Below are 18903 nucleotides of genomic sequence, written 5' to 3' on the forward strand. Positions count from 1 at the left end.
GCACCGCCGAAAACCTACGACTTGGCCAGCGACCGGTCCAGGTCGGGCTCCAGGTAGATCAGCCGAGCAGACGGCACCTTGTTGCGCACGCGCTGCTCCGCGTCGTCGATGGCCTCGGCCACCTCGGCGATCGACAGGCCCGGGTTCAGCGCGATCTTCGCCGCCACCAGCAGCTCGTCCGGCCCGATGTACTGGGTCCGGATGTGGATCACGCGCTGCACCTTGCCCGCCGCCAGCTGGCTCGTGATCACGTCCAGCTCCGCGGGCGCCGAGCCCTCGCCGATCAGCAGCGACTTCATCTCCACGATCAGGATGACCGCGATCACGCCGAGCAGCACACCGATGCAGATCGTGCCGATCGCGTCCCACACGGGGTCGCCGGTGATGGTCGACAGGCCCACGCCCATCAGCGCCAGGACCAGGCCGAACAGCGCGCCCGCGTCCTCCAGCAGCACGACCGGCAGCTCGGGCACCTTCGACTGCCGGATGAACTGCCACCACGTGGCGTCACCCTTGATCTTCTGCGACTCCACGATCGCGGTGCGGAAGCTGTAGATCTCCAGGCCGATCGCGACGACCAGGATGACCACCGCGACCATCGGGCTGCTCAGCGGCTCGTGCGCCTCGAGCTTGTGGATGCCCTCGTACAGGGCGAACACCGAGCCGAGGCTGAACAGCATCAGCGCGACGATGAACGAGTAGAAGTAGCGGTCCCGACCGAACCCGAACGGGTGACTCATAGTGGCCTTGCGCTGCGCGGTCTTCTGCCCGAGCAGCAACAGGCCCTGGTTGGACGTGTCGGCCACCGAGTGCACCGACTCGGCCAGCATCGACGACGATCCGGTGATCAGGAAGCCGACGAACTTGGCCACTGAGATCCCGGCATTGGCCACCAGCGCGGCGATGATCGCCTTGGTCCCGCCCCCTGCTGACACGGTTGCTCCCTAAGCGCACAAGTCCGATTTGTCGGTGTGACCCTACTCAACGCCGGGGGTCGCCCGGAAAAGCTGGGTCTCGACATCGGCCTCGACCACCACGGCCGGGTCGCTCGCGGGCAACCACACCGACTGGCCGCGCTCCAGCACGAGCGACTGGCTCCCGTTCGACAACCGCGCCCGGCCACGCGTGCAGACCATGATCTGCGGCCCGCTGTGATCCACTCGAACGTGGACCGACGGCCCGACCTCGATCCGGGACAGCTCGAACTCCGGGCACGGCGTCCAGTACGACCACAGCCCCGGTGACGTCTCGGCGCCGGTCTGCACCGGCATGTCGCCGCACTGGAAGTCCAGCACCCGCATCAGCTCCGGCACGTTCACGTGCTTCGGCGTCAACCCGCAGCGCAGCACGTTGTCCGAGTTCGCCAGGATCTCCACGCCGGTGCCGTGCAGGTACGCGTGCAGGTTGCCGGCGGGCAGGTAGATCGCCTCACCGGGCCGGAGCACCAGCCGGTTGAGCAGCAACGCGGCCAGCACGCCCGCGTCACCGGGGTACGCCTCGCCCAGCTCCAGGATCGTCCGGCACTCCAGGTCGAACTCGCCGTGCTCCTTCACGTGCAGCACGCACGCGTCCAGGACCTGCGGCAACAGCATGTCCAGCGCGGTCTGCGGCAACGTGATGAGCGTGGTGAACAGGGCCCGCAGGCCGTCACCGTCCGGCTGGGACGCCAGCAGCTCGGCGTACGGGGCGAAGTCCGGCGCGTCCAGCGACCGCAGCAACACCGCCGTCCGCAGCGGGTCGCGGAACCCCGCCAACGCGTGGAACTCGGTCAACGCGCAGACCAGCTCGGGCTTCGCGGACGGGTCCTTGTAGTTGCGGATCGGCGAGTCCATCGGCACGCCCGCCGCGTCCTCGGCGGCGAACCCGTTCGCCGCCTGCTCGGCCGACGGGTGCGCCTGGAGGCTCAGCGGCTCCTCCGCGGCCAGCACCTTCAGCAGGAACGGCAGCCGGCTGCCCCAGCGGTCGGCGTGCGCGGCGCCCAGCTGGCCGTCCGGGTCGTCGGCCAGCATCTCCAGCAGTGACCGCGAACCGTCCGGACCCACCACCCGGGACGGGTCGCCGGGGTGGGCGCCCATCCACAGCTCGGCCTCGGGGTGCGGCGTCGGCACCTCCTTCCCGAGCAGCTCGGCGATGGCGGTGCGTGATCCCCACGCGTACGCGCGCACCGCGTTGTGCAGCAGTTCCACAGTCATCCCCTCATACGGCCGGCGCGTACAGCCCGGGTCCGCCCAGCGTTCCCGCCGCCAGACCCAGGTACAGCGCGGCCAACTCGAACCGGAGGGCGAGCAGCGCGGCGCACACGGCGTCCCCGCCGCTCACCTCCTCGGCCGGTTCGAGCACGTCGGCTCCGGACAAGGTCTCCATCGCGACCCGCCGGGCGAAATCGGCCTGCGGGCCCTGGCGCACGGCCAGCAGCAGCACGCGGACGAGGCCGGCCTGCTCTTCGTCGTCCGGGTCGGCGAACAGGTCGTCACCGGACGTGCCGCGCACGGCCCGGCGGTGCAGCACCGACCGGGTCAGCGCCTGAGGATAGCCGGCCACGTCGCTCACCACGCCCGCATAAGTGCCGAGAACGCCGGCTCCGTGCACCGCGACGGCCGTGGCCAGGTCGTCCAGACCCCACAGCAGCGGGGTGCGCCCGTCGATGCGCAGCGCCAGCGTCTTGGCCGGGTTCACGAACGACTCGTGCATCGGGTGGCACCGCTCGGCTTCCCGGTCCAGCTCGTCCGCGACCGCCTGCACGTCCACGTTGAGCAGGCCCAACGCCTTCAGCGCCACCGCCCACGCGGCGAAACCGCGGGCGAAGCCGAACCCGGGCGGCACGGGCACCCGCGGCGGGATCAGGAACGCGTGCTGCGCGGCCGACGCGGCCACCGGGCCCTCCGGCTCGGCGGTCAGCAGCACCCGCGCGCCACGCCGGGCCGCGCGGTCGACCGACTCGGCCATCTGCACGTCACCGGGGTCCTCGGTGTGCGCGAGGACCACGTCCAGCGCGCCCACCCACGTCGGCACGTCGTCCGCGACCACGACCGGCACCGGGCAGCGCGGCCCGAGCAGGGCCGTCACCACACCGGCGATGGCCGTGCCGACACCCGGACGGGTGATCAGCACCAACGCCCGTGGGCGCTCCTGGAACACCCGGGCGACGCCAAGCTCGTCGGCCGCCTCGGCGGTCGCACGGACCTGCGCGCCCGCCCGTGCCGCCGCGCGCAGCAGACCTTCCCGGTCGGCGTCACCGAGCCGGTACTGGTCGTCGAGGAGCGTGTCGTCGAGCACCTGGCATCACCCCGCCGTCGGCTCGACAGCCTCGTCGAGCAGCAGCACCGGGATGCCGTCCCGGACCGGGAACGACCGGCCGCACGAGGTGCAGGTCAGGTAGTCCGCCAGCGGGTCGGTCGCGGTGCCCGGCTTCAGCGGCGCGTGCTCGGGGCACGGGCAGGCCAGGATCTCCATCAACTGCGGGTCGAGTTGGACAGCCACGACGCTCATCCCCTCACGATCGCCAGGACCTCGTCGCGCAACGCGGCGACGGAGGCCGCGTCGGCGGCTTCGACGTTGAGCCGGAGCAGCGGCTCGGTGTTGGACGCACGGAGGTTGAACCACGAGCCGTCCGGCAGGTTCACCGTGAGGCCGTCCAGCTCGTCCAGCTCGACGCCCTCGCGCCCGCCGAACTCCGCCTTGATGGCGGCCAGCCTGCCCAGCTGGTCGTCCACCGTGGAGTTGATCTCGCCCGACGCCGCGTACCGGGAGTAGGCGCTGGTCAGGTCGGACAGCGTGCCGTCCTGCTCACCGAGCGCCGCCAGCACGTGGAGTGCGGCCAGCATGCCCGTGTCGGCACGCCAGAAGTCGCGGAAGTAGTAGTGGGCGGAGTGCTCGCCGCCGAAGATGGCGCCGGTCTTGGCCATCTCCTCCTTGATGAAGGAGTGGCCGACGCGGGTGCGCACCGGCACGCCGCCGTGCTCGCGGACGATCTCGGGCACGCCGTGCGAGGTGATCAGGTTGTGGATGATCGTGCCGCCCGGGTCCTTGGCCAGCTCGCGCACCGCGACCAGGGCGGTGATGGCGGACGGGGACACCGGCTCGCCGCGCTCGTCCACCACGAAGCAGCGGTCCGCGTCGCCGTCGAACGCCACGCCGGCGTCCGCCTTCTCCGCGATGACCCTGGCCTGGAGGTCCACGATGTTCTTCGGGTCCAGCGGGTTGGCCTCGTGGTTCGGGAAGTTGCCGTCCAGCTCGAAGTACATCGGCACGACGTCGATCGGCAGGCCCTCGAAGACCTTCGGCACGGTGTGGCCGCCCATGCCGTTGCCCGCGTCGACCACGACCTTCAGCGGCCGGCTGGTGCTCAGGTCGACCAGATCACGCAGGTAGGCGGCGTAGTCGGTGAGCATGTCCTGCTCGGTGACCGCGCCCTTCGTGACGCCCTCGGCGTCCGGGACACCGCGCTCGGCGTCCTCGCGGATCTGACCCAGGCCGCTGTCCTGGCCGACCGGCGCCGCGCCCGGACGGCACAGCTTGATGCCGTTGTACTTGGCCGGGTTGTGGCTCGCGGTGAACATCGCGCCGGGCAGGTCCAGCTTGCCGGAGGCGAAGTACAGCATGTCGGTGCTGGCCAGGCCGATGTTGACCACGTCGACGCCCTGCGCCGTGACGCCCTCGGCGAACGCCGCGGCCAAGCCGGGCGACGAGTCGCGCATATCGTGGCCGATCACCACGGCCGGGCCGCCGACGAGGCGGGCGAACGCCGCGCCGAAGTCGCGTACGACGTCGGCGTCGAGCTGTTCGCCGACGACACCGCGGATGTCGTAAGCCTTGACGATGCCGGACAGATCGCGCACGGCCACACTCCCAAGTTGGCTCTTGACACTGCCTTGGGAAGCCTACCGGCGCGCGCGTAAGCGTCGTGTCCGGTCGTTCAGTCTTCGTTGGGATCGGGCAGAACGCGCAGGTGACCGCGCCTGATGGTGCCCGCCGGGAACTCCGGGACCTCCATCGGCGGGGTAACCCGACCGGCTTCGCGGACCGCCTCGGCCAACGCCGTCAGGTCGTCCACGGTGGGTTCGGGGGCCCGGAACTCGCCTTGGTGGCGGACGACCTCCCAGCCACGGGGGGCGGTGAGGCGCAGGGCGTGTTCTTCGCAGAGGTCGTACGAGTGCGGTTCGGAGTACGTCGCCAGGGGGCCGACCACCGCGGTCGAGTCCGCATAGGCGTACGTGAGCGTGGCGACTGCCGGGTTCGCGCACCCGGTTCGCGAGCACCGTCTCACGCTCCGCACGGCGGGGACGATATCGCGTCCCGCGCGGCGTGTGTTGGATTACCTCCGGCGCGGCGCTGGAGGCGGTCCCGTGCTTCGGCAAGTTGCCTGGTCGTGAAGGTCCTCCGGCCGTCCCGCTCGGGTACGGCTGTCGGGTGCAACTACCCTCTACCCCGTGGTGATGGCTCGGGGTTCACGGCGACAGGGCACTCCGCGGCGACGCAACCGCGATCGGCACGGTCGGGGGTTGCGCGGCCCGCTGTACCCGGCCACGCTGCCGGCGGCCCGGAGCCGGGCGGAGCGCTTCGACGCGTTGGTGCTGGAGGCGCTGGAGCCGATCGAGGCGCGGTGGCGCACCGAGCTCACGCAGCTGGACGTCGCGGTGGACGACGTGCCGGACATCCAGTCGGGCGACGACGGCGACGTGGTCGAGGACGGGAACGTCCCCCTGGCGCGGCTGGTCCCGGCCGGCGCCGACCGCCGGGCCCGCATCGTCCTCTACCGCCGTCCGCTGGAAGCCCGTGCCAAGGACGGCGCCGACCTGTCCGACCTGATCCACGACGTCCTCGTCGAGCAGATCGCCAACTACCTGGGCCTCGACCCCGACGTGATCGACGGCGAATAGCCGTCCCGTCAGGGGCGGCGGCGGGTGGGGATAGCCGTCAGCAGGGTGAAGAGGGCGGCGGCGGCCTGGAGCATCAGCAGGAGTTCACGGAGGGTCGAGGCGGCTTCCACGCGAACCTCCGACGCCGTGGTGGGCACCGTCACACCGACCAGGTGGCCCCAAGCGCGGACGACCTGGACCTCACGTCCGTTCACCCACGCACGCCATGCCGGCTCCTCCGCCGCGGCCAGCACCAGAAGCCGTCCCTCGGGACCTTCGGACACCTGGACGCCGACCTCCGGCGGTGCGGCTTCGACCGGGGCGATCCCGGGTGTGCCGAGCTCCACCGACGGGTTGCCGCCGGTCCGGGCCCGCCGCGCCAGCTCGGGTGACAGCAGCACGGCGTTGCCCGCCGCCAACTGCACCCGCAACACCGGCCGGCCGTCGGACATCGCCGGCGTCACGCCCACCAGGTCACCAGCCGCGTCCCGCAACCGCTGGGCCGCCGCACGGTCCGGCAGGACGACGAAAGCCACCCCCGAAGCCGCCGCCTGCGCCAACGCCAGCCGGGTGGTCTCCGACGAGCCGCCGATCAGGTCCCGCGACCACCGCTCCAACCGCGCGACCGCCGTCGGCACGGGCACGTAGTCGTCATCCCCGAACGCGGGCAGCCGCCCGGCCACCAGCCGCGTCGGCGTCCCCGGCGTGCCCAGCACCAGCACCGACCGCCCGGTCCGCGGCAACTCCTGCGCCACCGTCGACGGCAACCGCACCGCGTCCGCCGTCAACGCCCCCGACCGCAACCCGGCGAACCCGGCGCAGGCGAGCCCCACCACCGAGAGCACCCCGACCACCGACACCACCCGCCGGAACGGCACCGGCGCCACGTCCCGCCGGAACGCCGACAGCACCACCCACAGCAACCCCCACCCGACCAGCACCAACGGAGCGCCGGCCCACCCCGGCGAAGCGTCACCGCCGGGCAGCGGCGACAGCGACACGGTCTGCAGCACGATCAGCGCGAACCCGCCGAGCACCACCACCGCCAACCCCGCCGGCATCGACCGCGACGGCCGCAGCACCAAGGCCAGCAGCGCGAACACGACCACCAGGAACCCGACGAACGGCACCGACCCCGTCCCGCCGGGCCGCAACGACAGCAGGTCCACCAACCCGACCGCGGGCGACTCCATGAACGCGCCCACCCCGTGCAGCACGACGGACGGGTGCTGCAACACCACCGCCGGCCACGGCAGCAGCAACGCAACCGGCAGCAGCACGATCATGAACAGCGACGCCACCCGCCGCCGCCCGTCACCCGGCCGCCCCGGCACCACCACGAACCCGATCAGCGCCGCCAACGCCACCAGCCCGTGCACGAGCGGCGAGAACGCCCCCACCACGGCCACCGCCAACGCCGTCCCCGACGCCACCGGCAGCCACGCCGCACCCGCCCCACCCCGCAGCACGGACGCCACCCCGGCGAACACCAGCGGCGCCATCACGTGCACCACGACCACGTCCAGCCGCCCCTGGCTCACCGCCGACGTGGCCGCCGGCAGCAACGCGTACCCCGCCGCCACCAGGGCGCGGACGGGCCGCCGCACCGGCATCCCCCGTGAAGCCACGTAGGCGGCCAGCCCGGCCAACGGCGCGTCACCGATGAACAGCACCGCCACCAGCACGGCGGGCGACCCGAACAGCACGCCGACCGTCCCCAGCACCGCCAACGCCGCGGGCGCGGGCGCCGTCGTCCCGCCCGCCACCGGATGCCAAGTGGCCAGGTACGACGACCAGGTCGAGGCGAGATCGCCCACCGGCAGCAGCCGGCCACCCGCCAGGTCAAGCCCGATCCGGGACGCGTTGGCCAGGATCCCGAACACCGCCAACCCCAGGACCAGCAGCAACGGCGGCCCGAGCACCAGCGACCACAGCACCCGCGCCCGGTCGACCTCCACGAACACGACGCCCGGCGCGGCCGAACCACGGGGCACCGGCGAAGGTCGCGGCTTCGGCGAGGGGCGCTCCGAAGGCGGCAACGCCGCGTCCACCGGCACGGCCACCAGAGGCCGACGAAGCCCACCGGTCGCCCGCACCGGCCGACGTCGGGTCAGCACACCGGCGGGCAGCGCCGCCGGCCCGACCACCCGACGCTCCACTTCGGACGGAGCCGACCACGTGCCCGGCCGCCCCTCGTCCTCCGGCAGACGTCCCAACGCCAGGTCGGCCTCGACCCGTCGCCGGATCAGGTGAGTGGACGCACCCCGGATCGCGTTGCGCAATCGGGTGATCCGGCTCGTGAACAGGCCGGGCACGCCCCCGTGGACCGGCCGCGCGGCACGTCCCGCCCGTAACCTGGCCCGCCCGCTCAACAGGTACCGCAGCGCGCCGATCTCCGCGTGCGCGTCCGAAAACCGGCGCAGCAACAGGAATCCGAGCGCGCGCAGGAACGCGAGCACCGCGATCCGCGGCAGTCCCAAGGCGAACGACAACGTCCCGCAGTTGACCAGGAACGTCCGCAGCCCGTGCGCCCGGTCGACGCCGCGCAACGCCGGACCCGGCCGTGCCGCCGCCGCGTCCAACCGCCGCGAGCCACGGCTGACCGCGCGCGCGTGCCGCATCCGGGCGACGGGAACGGACAGCACGAGGTGGCCCGCCAGGTTCGCGCGCCAGCCGAAGTCGATGTCGTCGCGCAGCAACGGCATCGCCCGGTCGTAGCCGCCGAGCGACTCCCACACCGTGCGCCGGATCAACGACCCGGCCGACGACACCGCCAGCGCCTCGGTGCTCTGCTGGAACGACCCGGCCAACTCCACCCGGCCCATGCCGGTCTGCCGGTGGCCGGACGCGTCGGTCGACAGCCCCGACTCCACCACCAGCCGGGGATCGGTCCAGTCGAGACCCAGCGGCCCCAGCACGGCCGCCGACGGCGACACCTCGGCCGCGGTCAGCAGTGCGGACAGGCAGTCCGGTTCCGGCGCGCAGTCGTCGTGCAGCAGCCACAGCCACGTGCCCGGATCGCCCCAGCGCTGCACGGCGTGGTCGACGGCGGCGTGCACCGCCGCGCCGAAACCCGTGCCGCGGGGCAGCGTGAGGACACCGTCAATCACCCGATCGAGACCTTCGGCGGCCTCGGCGAGCACCTTCGCGGTGCCGTCGACAGAGCCCGTGTCGACCGCGATCACGTGCCGCGGCCGTGGTCGTTGCCGGCGCAGCGCGGACAGCGCCGTGCCCAACCACCGGTCGCCGTCGTGGCACACCAGCACTGCCAGCACGGGCGCGGTGCGCAGCCGCGGAGTGGCCCCGCTCGTCAAGGTCCGCTCCTCAGTTGCTCCGACTCCCCGTGGGACGACCACGGTAAGCCAGAGCCACCGCGCAAGCGATCACACCGCGCGCTTTTTGAGCTTCCTCCGCTCGCGTTCGGACAGCCCGCCCCAAATGCCGAAGCGCTCGTCGTGCTGGAGGGCGTACTCCAGACATTCGGAGCGCACCTCGCAGCCGAGGCAAATCCGCTTGGCCTCCCTGGTCGAGCCGCCCTTCTCCGGGAAGAACGCCTCGGGGTCGGTCTGCGCGCACAGGGCGCGCTCCTGCCAGTCCTGCTCATCGGCCGCGTCGAACAGGTCGAGTACGACCGGCTCCTGTGCCGGGACGTCCCCGTCCACGATGCGACCCCCGTCGAATTCCTGCATAGTCCGCCTCCTCGCCTTCCGCTCTCCCCGGTTGGCGGACACCACTCGCCGTCCCCACAACGACGAATGACACCGATGTGATTACACCTGTGTCACAACACGCGGTCAAGCCGAGTCCACAGGACGGGGGATATTCCCGCCAATGGCCCGAAAACCCTTGACTAGCAGCACAGACGGTGATTGGGGCAGTGCGCCGAGCGATAACGGGAGCGCGGACGGCCTACGGACGGCCGGCGACCCACCCGATCGGGGAGGCCACACTGGAAGGGTGAAGCGATCAGCGGTGCGTCCGAGTCCACTGTTCCTCAGCCTGCTCGCGGTGACGGTGGCAGGCGCCGTGCTGACCCTGTTCGAAGACTCCACCGCGGCGGTGACCGCCGGGACGGTCTTCTTCGTGCTGGGCGGCTGGGCGGTTTCCCTGTGCCTGCACGAGTTCGGCCACGCGATCGTGGCCTACCGCGGCGGCGACTACGCGGTGAAGGCGAAGGGGTACCTGACCCTCGACATCCGCCGGTACACCGACCCCGTGTTCAGCATCGTGCTGCCACTGGTGCTGCTGGCGTTCGGCGGCATCCCGCTGCCCGGCGGCGCGGTGTGGATCAACCACCACGCGCTGCGCGACAAGCGGGTGGAGTCGATGGTGTCGCTGGCCGGTCCGCTGAGCAACCTGGTGCTCGGGGTGCTGCTGGCGATGTCGGTGATTCTCTTCACGCCGCCGGCGGGTTTGGCCGCCGCGCTGTCGTACCTGGCCGCCGTCCAGATCCTCGCTTTCGTGCTCAACATCCTGCCGATCCCGGGTCTGGACGGGTGGGGCGTGATCGAGCCGTACATGTCGTACTCGGCCCAGCAGTTCGGCGCGAAGGTGCGGCCGTGGGCGCCGTTCGTGCTGTTCGCGGTGCTGATCGGGTTCCCGACGATCGCGGCGCTGTTCTTCAACGCCGCCTACTCGGCGTTCGAGCTGATCGGCGGCAACCGGTACCTGGCCGCGCTCGGGCAGGGCACCTTCATGTTCTGGCGGTGACGGCCCGGTGGAAGGATGACGACTCGTGAAGGTCGTCGTACTGGTTGGCGGGGTTGGCGGGGCGCGGTTCCTGGTCGGGCTGAAGAGCCTCCTGGACGGGCCGGAGCACGAGATCACCGCCGTGGTGAACACGGGTGACGACGTGTGGATGCACGGGTTGCGGATCTGTCCCGACCTGGACACCTGCATGTACACCCTCGGGGGCGGTATCGACGCGGAGCGCGGCTGGGGCCGTGCGGGCGAGACGTGGGCGGTCAAGGAGGAGCTGGCCGCCTACGGAGCCGACCCGACGTGGTTCGGGCTGGGCGACCGGGACGTCGCCACGCACCTGGTGCGGACCCGGATGCTGCGGGCGGGGTATCCGCTGTCGGCCGTGACGGAGGCGCTGTGCCACCGCTGGGAGCCCGGCGTGCGGCTGCTGCCGATGTCGGACGACCGGGTGGAGACCCACGTCGTCGTGACGAGCGAGGAGGGCGAGCGGGCGATCCACTTCCAGGAGTGGTGGGTGAAGCACCGGGCCCAACTGCCGGCGCGGTCGTTCGCGTCGGTCGGGGTGGAGACGGCGACGCCCGCTCCGGGCGTGCTGGACGCGCTGCGGGACGCCGACGCGGTGGTGATCGCGCCGTCGAACCCGGTGGTGAGCGTGAACACGATCCTGGGCGTGCCGGGGGTGCGTGACGCGTTGCGCAAGACCGAGGCCGGGGTGGTGGGGCTGTCGCCGATAGTGGGCGGCAAGCCGCTGCGCGGGATGGCGGACGCGTGCCTGGCGGCGATCGGCGTGGAGACGTCCGCCGAGGCCGTCGGCCGGTACTACGGGTCGCGCAAGACCACGGACCGCGGCGTGCTGGACGGCTGGCTCGTGCACACGGGCGACCGTTCCGACGTGCCGGGGGTGGCGGTGCGCGCGGTGCCGTTGCTGATGTCCGATGTGGACGCCACGGCCGCGATGGCGCGGGCGGCGCTGGAACTGGCCGGGGTCGACGTTGGCTGATCACGCTTCCCCTTCGGGGATCACGCTGCTGCCCGTGACCGGGCTGCCGGAGTTCCGGCCCGGTGACGATCTGGCGGCGGCTCTCGCCTCGGCCGCGCCGTGGTTGCGGGACGGTGACGTGGTCGTGGTGACGTCCAAGGTCTTGTCCAAAGTAGAGGGTCGGCTGGTCCCGGTGCCCGCTTCGCCGGAGGAGCGGGACGCCGTGCGGCGGGAGTGGGTCGAGGCCGAGTCGGTGCGCGTGCTGGCCCGGCGCGGGCGGACGTTGATCACCGAGAACAAGCTGGGGATCGTGCAGGCGGCGTCCGGTGTGGACGCGTCGAACGTGGCGGCGGACGAGATCGCGTTGCTGCCGGTGGACCCGGACGGGTCGGCGGCGGCGTTGCGGTCGGCGTTGGCGGCTCGCCTGGGCGTGTCCGTGGCGGTCGTCGTGACGGACACGATGGGTCGGGCTTGGCGGGTCGGTCAGACGGACGCGGCGATCGGGGCGTCCGGGTTGGCCGTGCTGCACCGGTACGGCGGTTCGGTGGACCGGTTCGGGAACCCGTTGGTCGTGACCGAGGTGGCGGTGGCCGACGAGATCGCGGCGGCGGCGGACCTGGTGAAGGGGAAGCTGGGCGCGGTGCCGGTGGCGGTGGTGCGCGGGCTGCCCGTGACCGACGACGGTTCCACCGCCCGTGACCTGGCCCGGCCGGTCGCGGAGGACCTGTTCCGGATGGGGACGGCCGAGGCGTTGGCGCAGGGGCGGGCGGAGGCGGTGCTGATGCGCCGTTCGGTGCGGTCGTTCACCGGTGACCCGGTGTCGGTGCCCGCCATCCGTCGGGCTGTGGCCGCCGCTTTGACCGCGCCCGCGCCGCATCACACTCGGCCGGTGCGGTTCGTCCGGTTGACGGTGAAGCGGGACTTGCTGCTGGACGCGATGCGTGATCGTTGGCGTGCGGACCTCCGTGCCGACGGGTTGTCGGAAGCGCGGGTCTCGGCGCGGGTGGCGCGAGGAGATTTCCTGCGGAACGCGCCGGAGATCGTGGTGCCGTTCCTGGTGCGGGCCGGTGCGCACGCGTATCCGGACGAGCGGCGGGCGGCGGCGGAGCGGACGATGTTCACGGTGGCGGGTGGCGCGGCCGTGCAGGGGCTGTTGGTGGCGTTGGCGGCCGAGGGTCTGGGGTCGTGCTGGGTGTCGTCCACGATCTTCTGCCCGGACGTGGTGCGTGAGGTGCTCGACCTGCCGGCCGACTGGGAGCCGTTGGGCGCGGTGGCGATCGGGCACCCGGAGTCGGAACTGACGCCGCGGGTGCCGGGTGCGGTTGACGAAGGGTTCCTGGAACTGTGAGTCCTTCTTCGAGCTTGCACGCCGACGTGGTGTCGACCTTGGACGCTTGGCGTCCGGCGGATCCGACGCAGGAGTCGATGCGGCAGGCGTACCTGGGGTTCCTGGCGGCTCGTGAGGACGCTTGCGCGCGTTCGTGCGAGCCGGGGCACATCACGGCGTCGGCTTTGGTGCTGAACGCCACGGCGGACCACACGTTGCTCACCTTGCACCCGCGGGTGGGGCGGTGGCTCCAGCTGGGCGGGCACTGCGAGCCGTCCGACACCACGCTCGCTTCGGCGGCGTTGCGGGAGGCGCGGGAGGAGTCGGGGATCCAGGGTCTGCGGATCGAGCCCGTGCCGATCCACTTGGACGTGCACCCGATCACGTGCTCGTTGGGCAAGCCGACGCGTCACTTCGACGTGCGGTTCCTGGTCCGTGCGCCGGTCGACGCCCAGCCGTGCCGCAGCGCCGAGTCGATCGACCTCCAGTGGTGGCCGCTGGACGGCATGCCGTCGAACGTCGACGACCTGCACCCGATGATCGAAGCCGCCCTAGCCCGCCTCCGCTAACCCGCGCGAGTCGAACCTCCAGGTCCCGCGTGTCGAACACTCAGCCCCCGTGAGTCCTACGTTCAGAACGCGTGAGTCCTACGTTCGCGACCCCCGAGTTCAACGCTCAGTACAAGATCGACTGTTCTGAGCGTTGAATTCGGGGGTCCTGAACGTAGGACACGGTGGTCCTGAAGGTACGACTCGCGCGTTCTGAACGTAGGACTCACGCGGGGGTGGGCTAGCGGTCGTTGCCGTTCAGGCGTTGGGTGAGGCCGGGCGGGCGCTGGTCTGGGCCGCCGGAGAGGCGTTGTGACAGCGACGGGCGGGAGGTCGGCACCTGCTGGACCGTCGGCACTGGGCCGGGGGCTGCGCGGAGTTCCGGCTCTGGGTCGGGGGGTGCGGGTTGCTGCGCGGGGGGTGCGGGGTGCGGTGCGCCCTGCTGCGCGGGGGGTGCGGGGTGCGGTGCGCCCTGCTGCGCGGGGGGTGCGGGTTGCTGCGCGGGGTGCGGTGCGGGGTGCGCGGGGTGTGGTGCGGGGTGACCTGCGGCGACGTGTGCGGACAGGACCATGGTCGAGTCCGGGTCGGCGCCGTGCGGGTCGACCGCGTTGACCATGGCGCGCGGGATCTGTTGGGTTGCCGAGGAGTCCATCGGCGACGTCATGTTGTCCGGCGTCACGACGTGGATGCCACGTGCACGAGCACGGGCCAACGCCGCGTCGGCCCGAGCGCGGGGGTCCATCCGGATCTCTCCTGCGTGTGCCTTGGGCCGGCTGGTGAACGCCGGCGTTGCCGATCGGTGGCGCTCGCCGACATGGGACCACTGCCCGTGCCGCCCGAGTGCTCGTGCCAGAGTATTCGCAAACTACAGGTGGAAGTAAGCGGAGGAGGAAAAACGGCATGTCGGTGCTGCAAGGTGCGGAGGCTGTGGTTCTGGTCGGGGGCAAGGGAACCCGGCTTCGACCACTGACCCTGTCCGCGCCCAAGCCCATGCTGCCGACCGCCGGGGTGCCGTTCCTCACCCACTTGCTGTCGCGGATCCGGGAAACCGGCATCAAGCATGTGGTGCTCGGCACGTCGTACAAGGCCGAGGTCTTCCAGGAGCACTTCGGCGACGGCGCGGCGCTCGGCTTGGAGCTTGAATACGTGGTGGAGGAGGTGCCCCTGGACACGGCGGGCGCGATCCGCAACGTCGCCCACAAGCTGCGCGAACGCGACGTGCTCGTGTTCAACGGGGACATCCTGTCGGGTGTCGACCTGCGTGCCGTCGTCGAGACGCACCGCAAGGCCGAGGCGGACGTGACGCTGCACCTGGTCCGGGTCGAGGACCCGCGCCGGTTCGGCTGCGTGCCGACGGACGAGGACGGTCGGGTCACCGCTTTCCTCGAGAAGACGGAGAACCCGCCGACGGACCAGATCAACGCGGGCTGCTACGTGTTCCGGCGTGAGGTGATCGAGGGCATTCCCGCTGGTCGGCCGGTGTCGGTGGAGCGTGAGACGTTCCCGGGGCTGCTGGCGGCGGGTTCGCGGTTGCAGGGGTACGTGGACGCCTCGTACTGGCTGGACCTCGGCACGCCGGCCGCGTTCGTGCAGGGTTCGGCGGACTTGGTGCGCGGTATCGCGCCGACGGCCGCGCTGACCTCCAAGGGTGACGCGCTGGTGCTCGACGGCGCGGTCGTGGACGAGAACGCGGTGATCAAGGGCGGTGCGACGATCGGCGCCGGGTGCACGGTCGCGGCGGGTGCGGTGGTCGACGGCGCGGTGTTGTTCGACGGCGCGGTGGTCGGCGAGGGCGCACGGGTGGAACGCAGTGTGCTGGGGGCGAACTCGCTGGTCCAGGCCGGTGCGGTGGTGTCGGACGCGGTGATCGGTGACGGCGCCGTGGTCGGCGCGCGGTGCGAGTTGATCAACGGTGCGCGGGTGTGGCCGGGGGTCGTGCTGCCCGAGGGCGGGGTGCGTTTCTCCGCTGATGTGTGAGGTCCTGATGTGTGATGTCCAGAGGTCCTGATGAGTGATGCCTAGGACGTGGGCGCCGCCGTTCCCGCTGGACGTCGGCGCCGTGCTGGGGCCGTTGCGGCGCGGGCCGGGCGATCCGACGTTCCGGGCCGGCGACGGGGTGTGGCTCACCGCCAACACCCCGGCCGGGTCCGGCACCCTGCGCGTCCGCCGTGCCGCCGACGTGGTGGAGGCGGACGCGTGGGGTGACGGCGCGGAGTGGCTGCTCGACGGGCTGCCGGCGTTGCTGGGCGCGGGGGACGACGACTCCGCGTTCGAGTGCCACCACCCGTTGATCGCGGAGACGCGGCGGCGGCGTCCGGGGATCAGGCTGGGTTCGACGGGCCGGGTGTGGGACGCGCTGCTGCCCGCGATCCTGGAGCAGAAGGTGACCGGGATCGAGGCGAACCGGTCCTACCGGGAGCTGTGCCGCCGGTTCGGCACGCCCGCGCCCGGGGTCGCCGACATGCACGTGCCCCCGACGCCGCGCGCGATCTTGGGCATCACGGACTGGGAGTGGCACCGGGCGGGGGTCGACGGCGGTCGTCGGCGGGCGTTGATCGCGGCGGCGCAGGTGGCACACCGGCTGGAGGGCGCGTTCGACCTGGGCGGGGAGGACGGCCGGAACCTGCTGCGGAAGGTGCCGGGCATCGGGGTGTGGACGGCGGCCGAGGTGGCGCAGCGCGCGTGGGGCGATCCGGACGCCGTGAGTTTCGGGGACTTCCACCTCGCCGGGATCGTCGGCTGGGCGTTGACGGGCGGGCCGTTGGACGACGACGGCATGGCCGAAGTACTGGCCCCGTACGCCCCGCAACGCCACCGCGCGGTCGTCTACATCCTCGCCTCGGGCGCCAAGAAACCCCGCTTCGCCCCCCGCTTCTCGCCCCGCGACTACCGCGCCATGTGATCAGGCAGCTGCGGTCAGCGGGTCATCAGGGCATGAAAGTCAGCGGGTCATCAGGCGGAGGCGCAGGGCCAGGCCGGCTCGCACGGCGAGCATCAACGGCGCCCAGACGGGGCCGCGGTGGCGGTCCGCAAGGTAGCGGTACGCGCTGGAGTGGTGGGCCGCGAGCATCCGGTCCGACGAGCGCTGCGTGGAGTGGCCGCCGATGTGCACGACCTCGGCTTCCGGCACGTAGACGTTCAGCCAGCCCGCACGGGCCAGGCGGTCGCACAGGTCGACGTCCTCGAAGTACATGAAGTACCGGGGGTCGAAGCCGTCGACCGAGTCGAACGCCTCCCGCCGCATCAGCAGGCACGACCCGGACAGCCACCCGGAGGTGCGCTCCTCCGGCGACGAGGCCGCCTGCCGGTAGGCCGCGGACCACGGGTTCGACGGCCAGACGTGCGCGAACAGCGCGTGCCCCAGCCCTCGCCCCAACGACGGCAGCAGCCGCGCCGACGGGTACACCCCGCCGGACGGCTCACGGATCAACGGCCCGAACGCGCCACCTCGCGGCCACCGCTTGGCGGCCTCCAGCAGCGCGTCCAGGCTCCCGACTCCCCAGGACAGGTCCGGGTTGGCCACCACGACCCACCCGACGGACGGCGGCAGGGTGGCGACACCGAAGTTCGCCCCCGCGCCGTACCCGAGGTTCCCGCCGGTCGGCACGAATGTGACGTGCGGGTTCTCGGCGGCGGCGCGTTCCGGCACGCCGTCGGTGGAACCGTTGTCCGCCAGCACCACCGACACCGGCCGAGTGGTCGCCGCGGACAACGTGGACAGGAACCCGTCCAAGGTTTCACCAGGCGAGTAGGTGACGGTCACCACCGCCACCTCGTCTCCGTAACGCGTCACGGCGGTCACCCTAGTGGTGGTGCGCGTGGTGCACGACGGCATGTCCCTTGCCACGCGAGATGAGCCACTTGTTCACCGGCACGGTCAGCACGAACGCGACCGCCAGTGAGAACGCCAGCGCGCCCCAGAACAGCAGGCTGGACACGCCCGAGTCCATCGCGCCCGGCACCGCCACCATGATCGCGTTGTCCACGATCTCCATCACCGTGATGGAGACGGTGTCGGCCGCCAGCGCCACCTTCACCGCCGCGCCGAACGAGACGCCGGTCCGCAGCACGCCGCGCAGGGTCAGGGCGTAGCCGAAGAAGAACGCCAACGCCACGGCCAGCACCACGGTGCCCCAGTTCGGGAGCCCGATCGCGGTGCCGATGACCATGCCGAGCACTTCACCGATGGCACAGCCGGTGAGGCAGTGCAGCGTCGCCGAGATTGCCATTGACCAGGTTGCCTTCATGCCGGGAACTATACCCCCAGGGGGTACCTGGCGCGCAAGCGGAAAGACCTGGGTGGACGAGCAGGAACTTAACGCCGATGCGTGTGGGCTGCGCGTTCGTACGCCAGGCGGTGCAGGGCGGCCGACGTGGACCAGGAGAAGTCTTTCGCCCGCACGACCGCCGCCGTGGCCAGCTCGTCACGTCGGGCCGGGTCGTCCAGCAACGCGCCCAGCGCGGCGGCGATGTCACCGGCGCCGACACCGCAGTACTCCACCGCGTCGCCGCCCACCTCGGGCAGGCTCAACCGCCGGGTGGTCAGCACGGCCGCACCGCAGGCCATCGCCTCCAGCACCGGCAAGCCGAACCCCTCACCGAGCGACGGGTACGCCACCACCTCGGCGCCGCCCAGGAACCCCGCCAACGACGAGAACGGCAGGTAACCGGCCCGGATCACGCGGACCCGGTGCGGCACGGCGTCCAGCGCGCGTTCCACCTGGCTGTCCCACCCGGGCTGACCGGCCAACACCAGCGCGGGCGGGTTCGGTCTGTCCCGGCAGGCCTGCGCGAACCCGCGGATGAGCGCCGGGACGTTCTTGCGCGGCTCCAGCGCACCCAGGAACGCCACGTAAGGCGCGTCCCCCAGCGACAGCAGCCGCCGGACCTCGGCCACTTCCTCGGTCGTCGGCGGGTGGAACCGCTCGGTCTCCACGCCGTGCTGCGCGATGTGCAGGAGCCTCCGGTCGGCCCCGGCGACCCGGGCCAACTCGTCCGCGGTCGCCCGCGACGGCACGATGCACAGCGCGGCCCGCCGCAGCGAAGCCCTGGTCCAGCCCCTGAAGAACCGCGCCTTGACCGACGAGTGCAGCACCGGGTCGGTGAAGAAGGTGGCGTCGTGCAGCGTCACGACCGACGCCGCGCGGTTCGCCAACGGCACCGTGTAGTGCGGCGAGTGGACAACCGCCACGCCGAGCCGGGCCGCCAGCCGGGGCAGCGTCATCTGCTCCCACGTCAGCCGGGCCGTGCGGGTCGCCACCGCGTCCGTCGCCGGCACGATTCGCGAGCCAGGCGCCAGGGACGTGTACAACGCTGCGTCACGGGGCTGGCACACTACGCTGAGTCGTGCGCCGTCCGCGTCCAGCGCCGCCACGAGGGAATCGACATATCGACCGACGCCACCGCGGTCGGTAGGGACGGCGGTGGCGTCGATCAGCACGCTGGGCTCGACGGATGGCACGCGGAGAAGGGTACGGCGGCCGGCCGGCA

General features: G+C 71.9%; 19 protein-coding genes. 7 read left to right on the plus strand and 12 right to left on the minus strand.

Annotated elements, in window-relative coordinates:
* Positions 1-14 precede the first annotated feature (14 nt).
* From F4560_RS27915 to F4560_RS27940, 6 genes are all read right to left on the minus strand, one after another.
* Positions 15-935: a cation diffusion facilitator family transporter gene (locus F4560_RS27915; protein WP_184924779.1), complete on the minus strand. Its 921-nt coding sequence runs from the start codon at positions 933-935 to the stop codon at positions 15-17.
* Between the two features lie 42 nt (positions 936-977).
* Positions 978-2192, minus strand: coding sequence for a mannose-6-phosphate isomerase, class I (gene manA / locus F4560_RS27920; protein ID WP_184924782.1), 1215 nt, complete (start codon positions 2190-2192; stop codon positions 978-980).
* Between the two features lie 4 nt (positions 2193-2196).
* On the minus strand, positions 2197-3276 hold the full coding sequence (locus tag F4560_RS27925; protein ID WP_184924785.1) for an SIS domain-containing protein: 1080 nt from the start codon (positions 3274-3276) through the stop codon (positions 2197-2199).
* Between the two features lie 6 nt (positions 3277-3282).
* A complete protein-coding gene (locus F4560_RS27930; protein WP_184929436.1) occupies positions 3283-3480 on the minus strand; it encodes a Trm112 family protein in 198 nt (65 codons plus the stop codon).
* A gap of 5 nt (positions 3481-3485) precedes the next feature.
* A complete protein-coding gene (locus tag F4560_RS27935) occupies positions 3486-4838 on the minus strand; it encodes a phosphomannomutase/phosphoglucomutase (RefSeq protein ID WP_184924788.1) in 1353 nt (450 codons plus the stop codon).
* Positions 4839-4915: 77 nt separating this feature from the next.
* Positions 4916-5275, minus strand: coding sequence for a DUF3499 domain-containing protein (locus F4560_RS27940; protein WP_184924791.1), 360 nt, complete (start codon positions 5273-5275; stop codon positions 4916-4918).
* A 160-nt stretch (positions 5276-5435) separates the two neighbouring features.
* Here F4560_RS27940 and F4560_RS27945 point away from each other — a divergent pair, with 160 nt between their 5' ends.
* A complete protein-coding gene (locus F4560_RS27945; protein ID WP_184929437.1) occupies positions 5436-5879 on the plus strand; it encodes a metallopeptidase family protein in 444 nt (147 codons plus the stop codon).
* An 8-nt stretch (positions 5880-5887) separates the two neighbouring features.
* Here F4560_RS27945 and F4560_RS27950 read toward each other — a convergent pair whose 3' ends face one another.
* Complete coding sequence (locus tag F4560_RS27950; protein WP_184924794.1) at positions 5888-9172, minus strand: glycosyltransferase family 2 protein; 3285 nt, start codon at positions 9170-9172, stop codon at positions 5888-5890.
* Between the two features lie 69 nt (positions 9173-9241).
* Complete coding sequence (locus F4560_RS27955; protein ID WP_051773102.1) at positions 9242-9547, minus strand: WhiB family transcriptional regulator; 306 nt, start codon at positions 9545-9547, stop codon at positions 9242-9244.
* A gap of 268 nt (positions 9548-9815) precedes the next feature.
* On the opposite strand from F4560_RS27955, the gene F4560_RS27960 reads away from it, so the two are divergent.
* Genes F4560_RS27960 through F4560_RS27975 form a run of 4 tightly spaced genes read left to right on the plus strand, consistent with a single transcriptional unit; the run spans position 9816 to position 13434 of the window.
* A complete protein-coding gene (locus tag F4560_RS27960; RefSeq protein ID WP_184924797.1) occupies positions 9816-10568 on the plus strand; it encodes a site-2 protease family protein in 753 nt (250 codons plus the stop codon).
* A 25-nt stretch (positions 10569-10593) separates the two neighbouring features.
* A complete protein-coding gene (gene cofD / locus F4560_RS27965) occupies positions 10594-11559 on the plus strand; it encodes a 2-phospho-L-lactate transferase (protein ID WP_184924800.1) in 966 nt (321 codons plus the stop codon).
* The gene (locus F4560_RS27970) at positions 11495-12886 is read left to right on the plus strand and encodes a coenzyme F420-0:L-glutamate ligase (protein WP_221483671.1); all 1392 of its coding nucleotides are present in this window, start codon (positions 11495-11497) and stop codon (positions 12884-12886) included. The genes cofD and F4560_RS27970 overlap by 65 nt, the downstream gene beginning before the upstream one ends.
* 29 nt (positions 12887-12915) lie before the next feature.
* Positions 12916-13434, plus strand: coding sequence for an NUDIX hydrolase (locus F4560_RS27975; RefSeq protein ID WP_312869518.1), 519 nt, complete (start codon positions 12916-12918; stop codon positions 13432-13434).
* A 220-nt stretch (positions 13435-13654) separates the two neighbouring features.
* Here the strand turns inward: F4560_RS27975 and F4560_RS27980 are convergent, their stop codons facing one another.
* Entirely contained in the window at positions 13655-14155 is a 501-nt protein-coding gene (locus tag F4560_RS27980; protein ID WP_184924806.1) for a hypothetical protein, read from the minus strand.
* Positions 14156-14313: 158 nt separating this feature from the next.
* Here F4560_RS27980 and manB point away from each other — a divergent pair, with 158 nt between their 5' ends.
* The gene (gene manB / locus F4560_RS27985) at positions 14314-15390 is read left to right on the plus strand and encodes a mannose-1-phosphate guanylyltransferase (RefSeq protein WP_184924807.1); all 1077 of its coding nucleotides are present in this window, start codon (positions 14314-14316) and stop codon (positions 15388-15390) included.
* Positions 15391-15427: 37 nt separating this feature from the next.
* Entirely contained in the window at positions 15428-16315 is an 888-nt protein-coding gene (locus tag F4560_RS27990; protein ID WP_184924809.1) for a DNA-3-methyladenine glycosylase family protein, read from the plus strand.
* 39 nt (positions 16316-16354) lie between these two features.
* Here the strand turns inward: F4560_RS27990 and F4560_RS27995 are convergent, their stop codons facing one another.
* From F4560_RS27995 to F4560_RS28005, 3 genes are all read right to left on the minus strand, one after another.
* Positions 16355-17248, minus strand: a complete 894-nt coding sequence (locus F4560_RS27995; protein WP_184924811.1) for a glycosyltransferase family 2 protein — start codon at positions 17246-17248, stop codon at positions 16355-16357.
* Positions 17217-17642, minus strand: coding sequence for a DUF4396 domain-containing protein (locus F4560_RS28000; protein WP_184929438.1), 426 nt, complete (start codon positions 17640-17642; stop codon positions 17217-17219). The genes F4560_RS27995 and F4560_RS28000 overlap by 32 nt, the downstream gene beginning before the upstream one ends.
* Before the next feature lie 86 nt (positions 17643-17728).
* Positions 17729-18853, minus strand: coding sequence for a glycosyltransferase family 4 protein (locus F4560_RS28005; RefSeq protein ID WP_184929439.1), 1125 nt, complete (start codon positions 18851-18853; stop codon positions 17729-17731).
* Between the last annotated feature and the right edge of the window lie 50 nt (positions 18854-18903).

The sequence above is a fragment of the Saccharothrix ecbatanensis genome, from assembly GCF_014205015.1.
In the GTDB taxonomy this organism is placed as follows: Bacteria; Actinomycetota; Actinomycetes; order Mycobacteriales; family Pseudonocardiaceae; genus Actinosynnema; species Actinosynnema ecbatanense.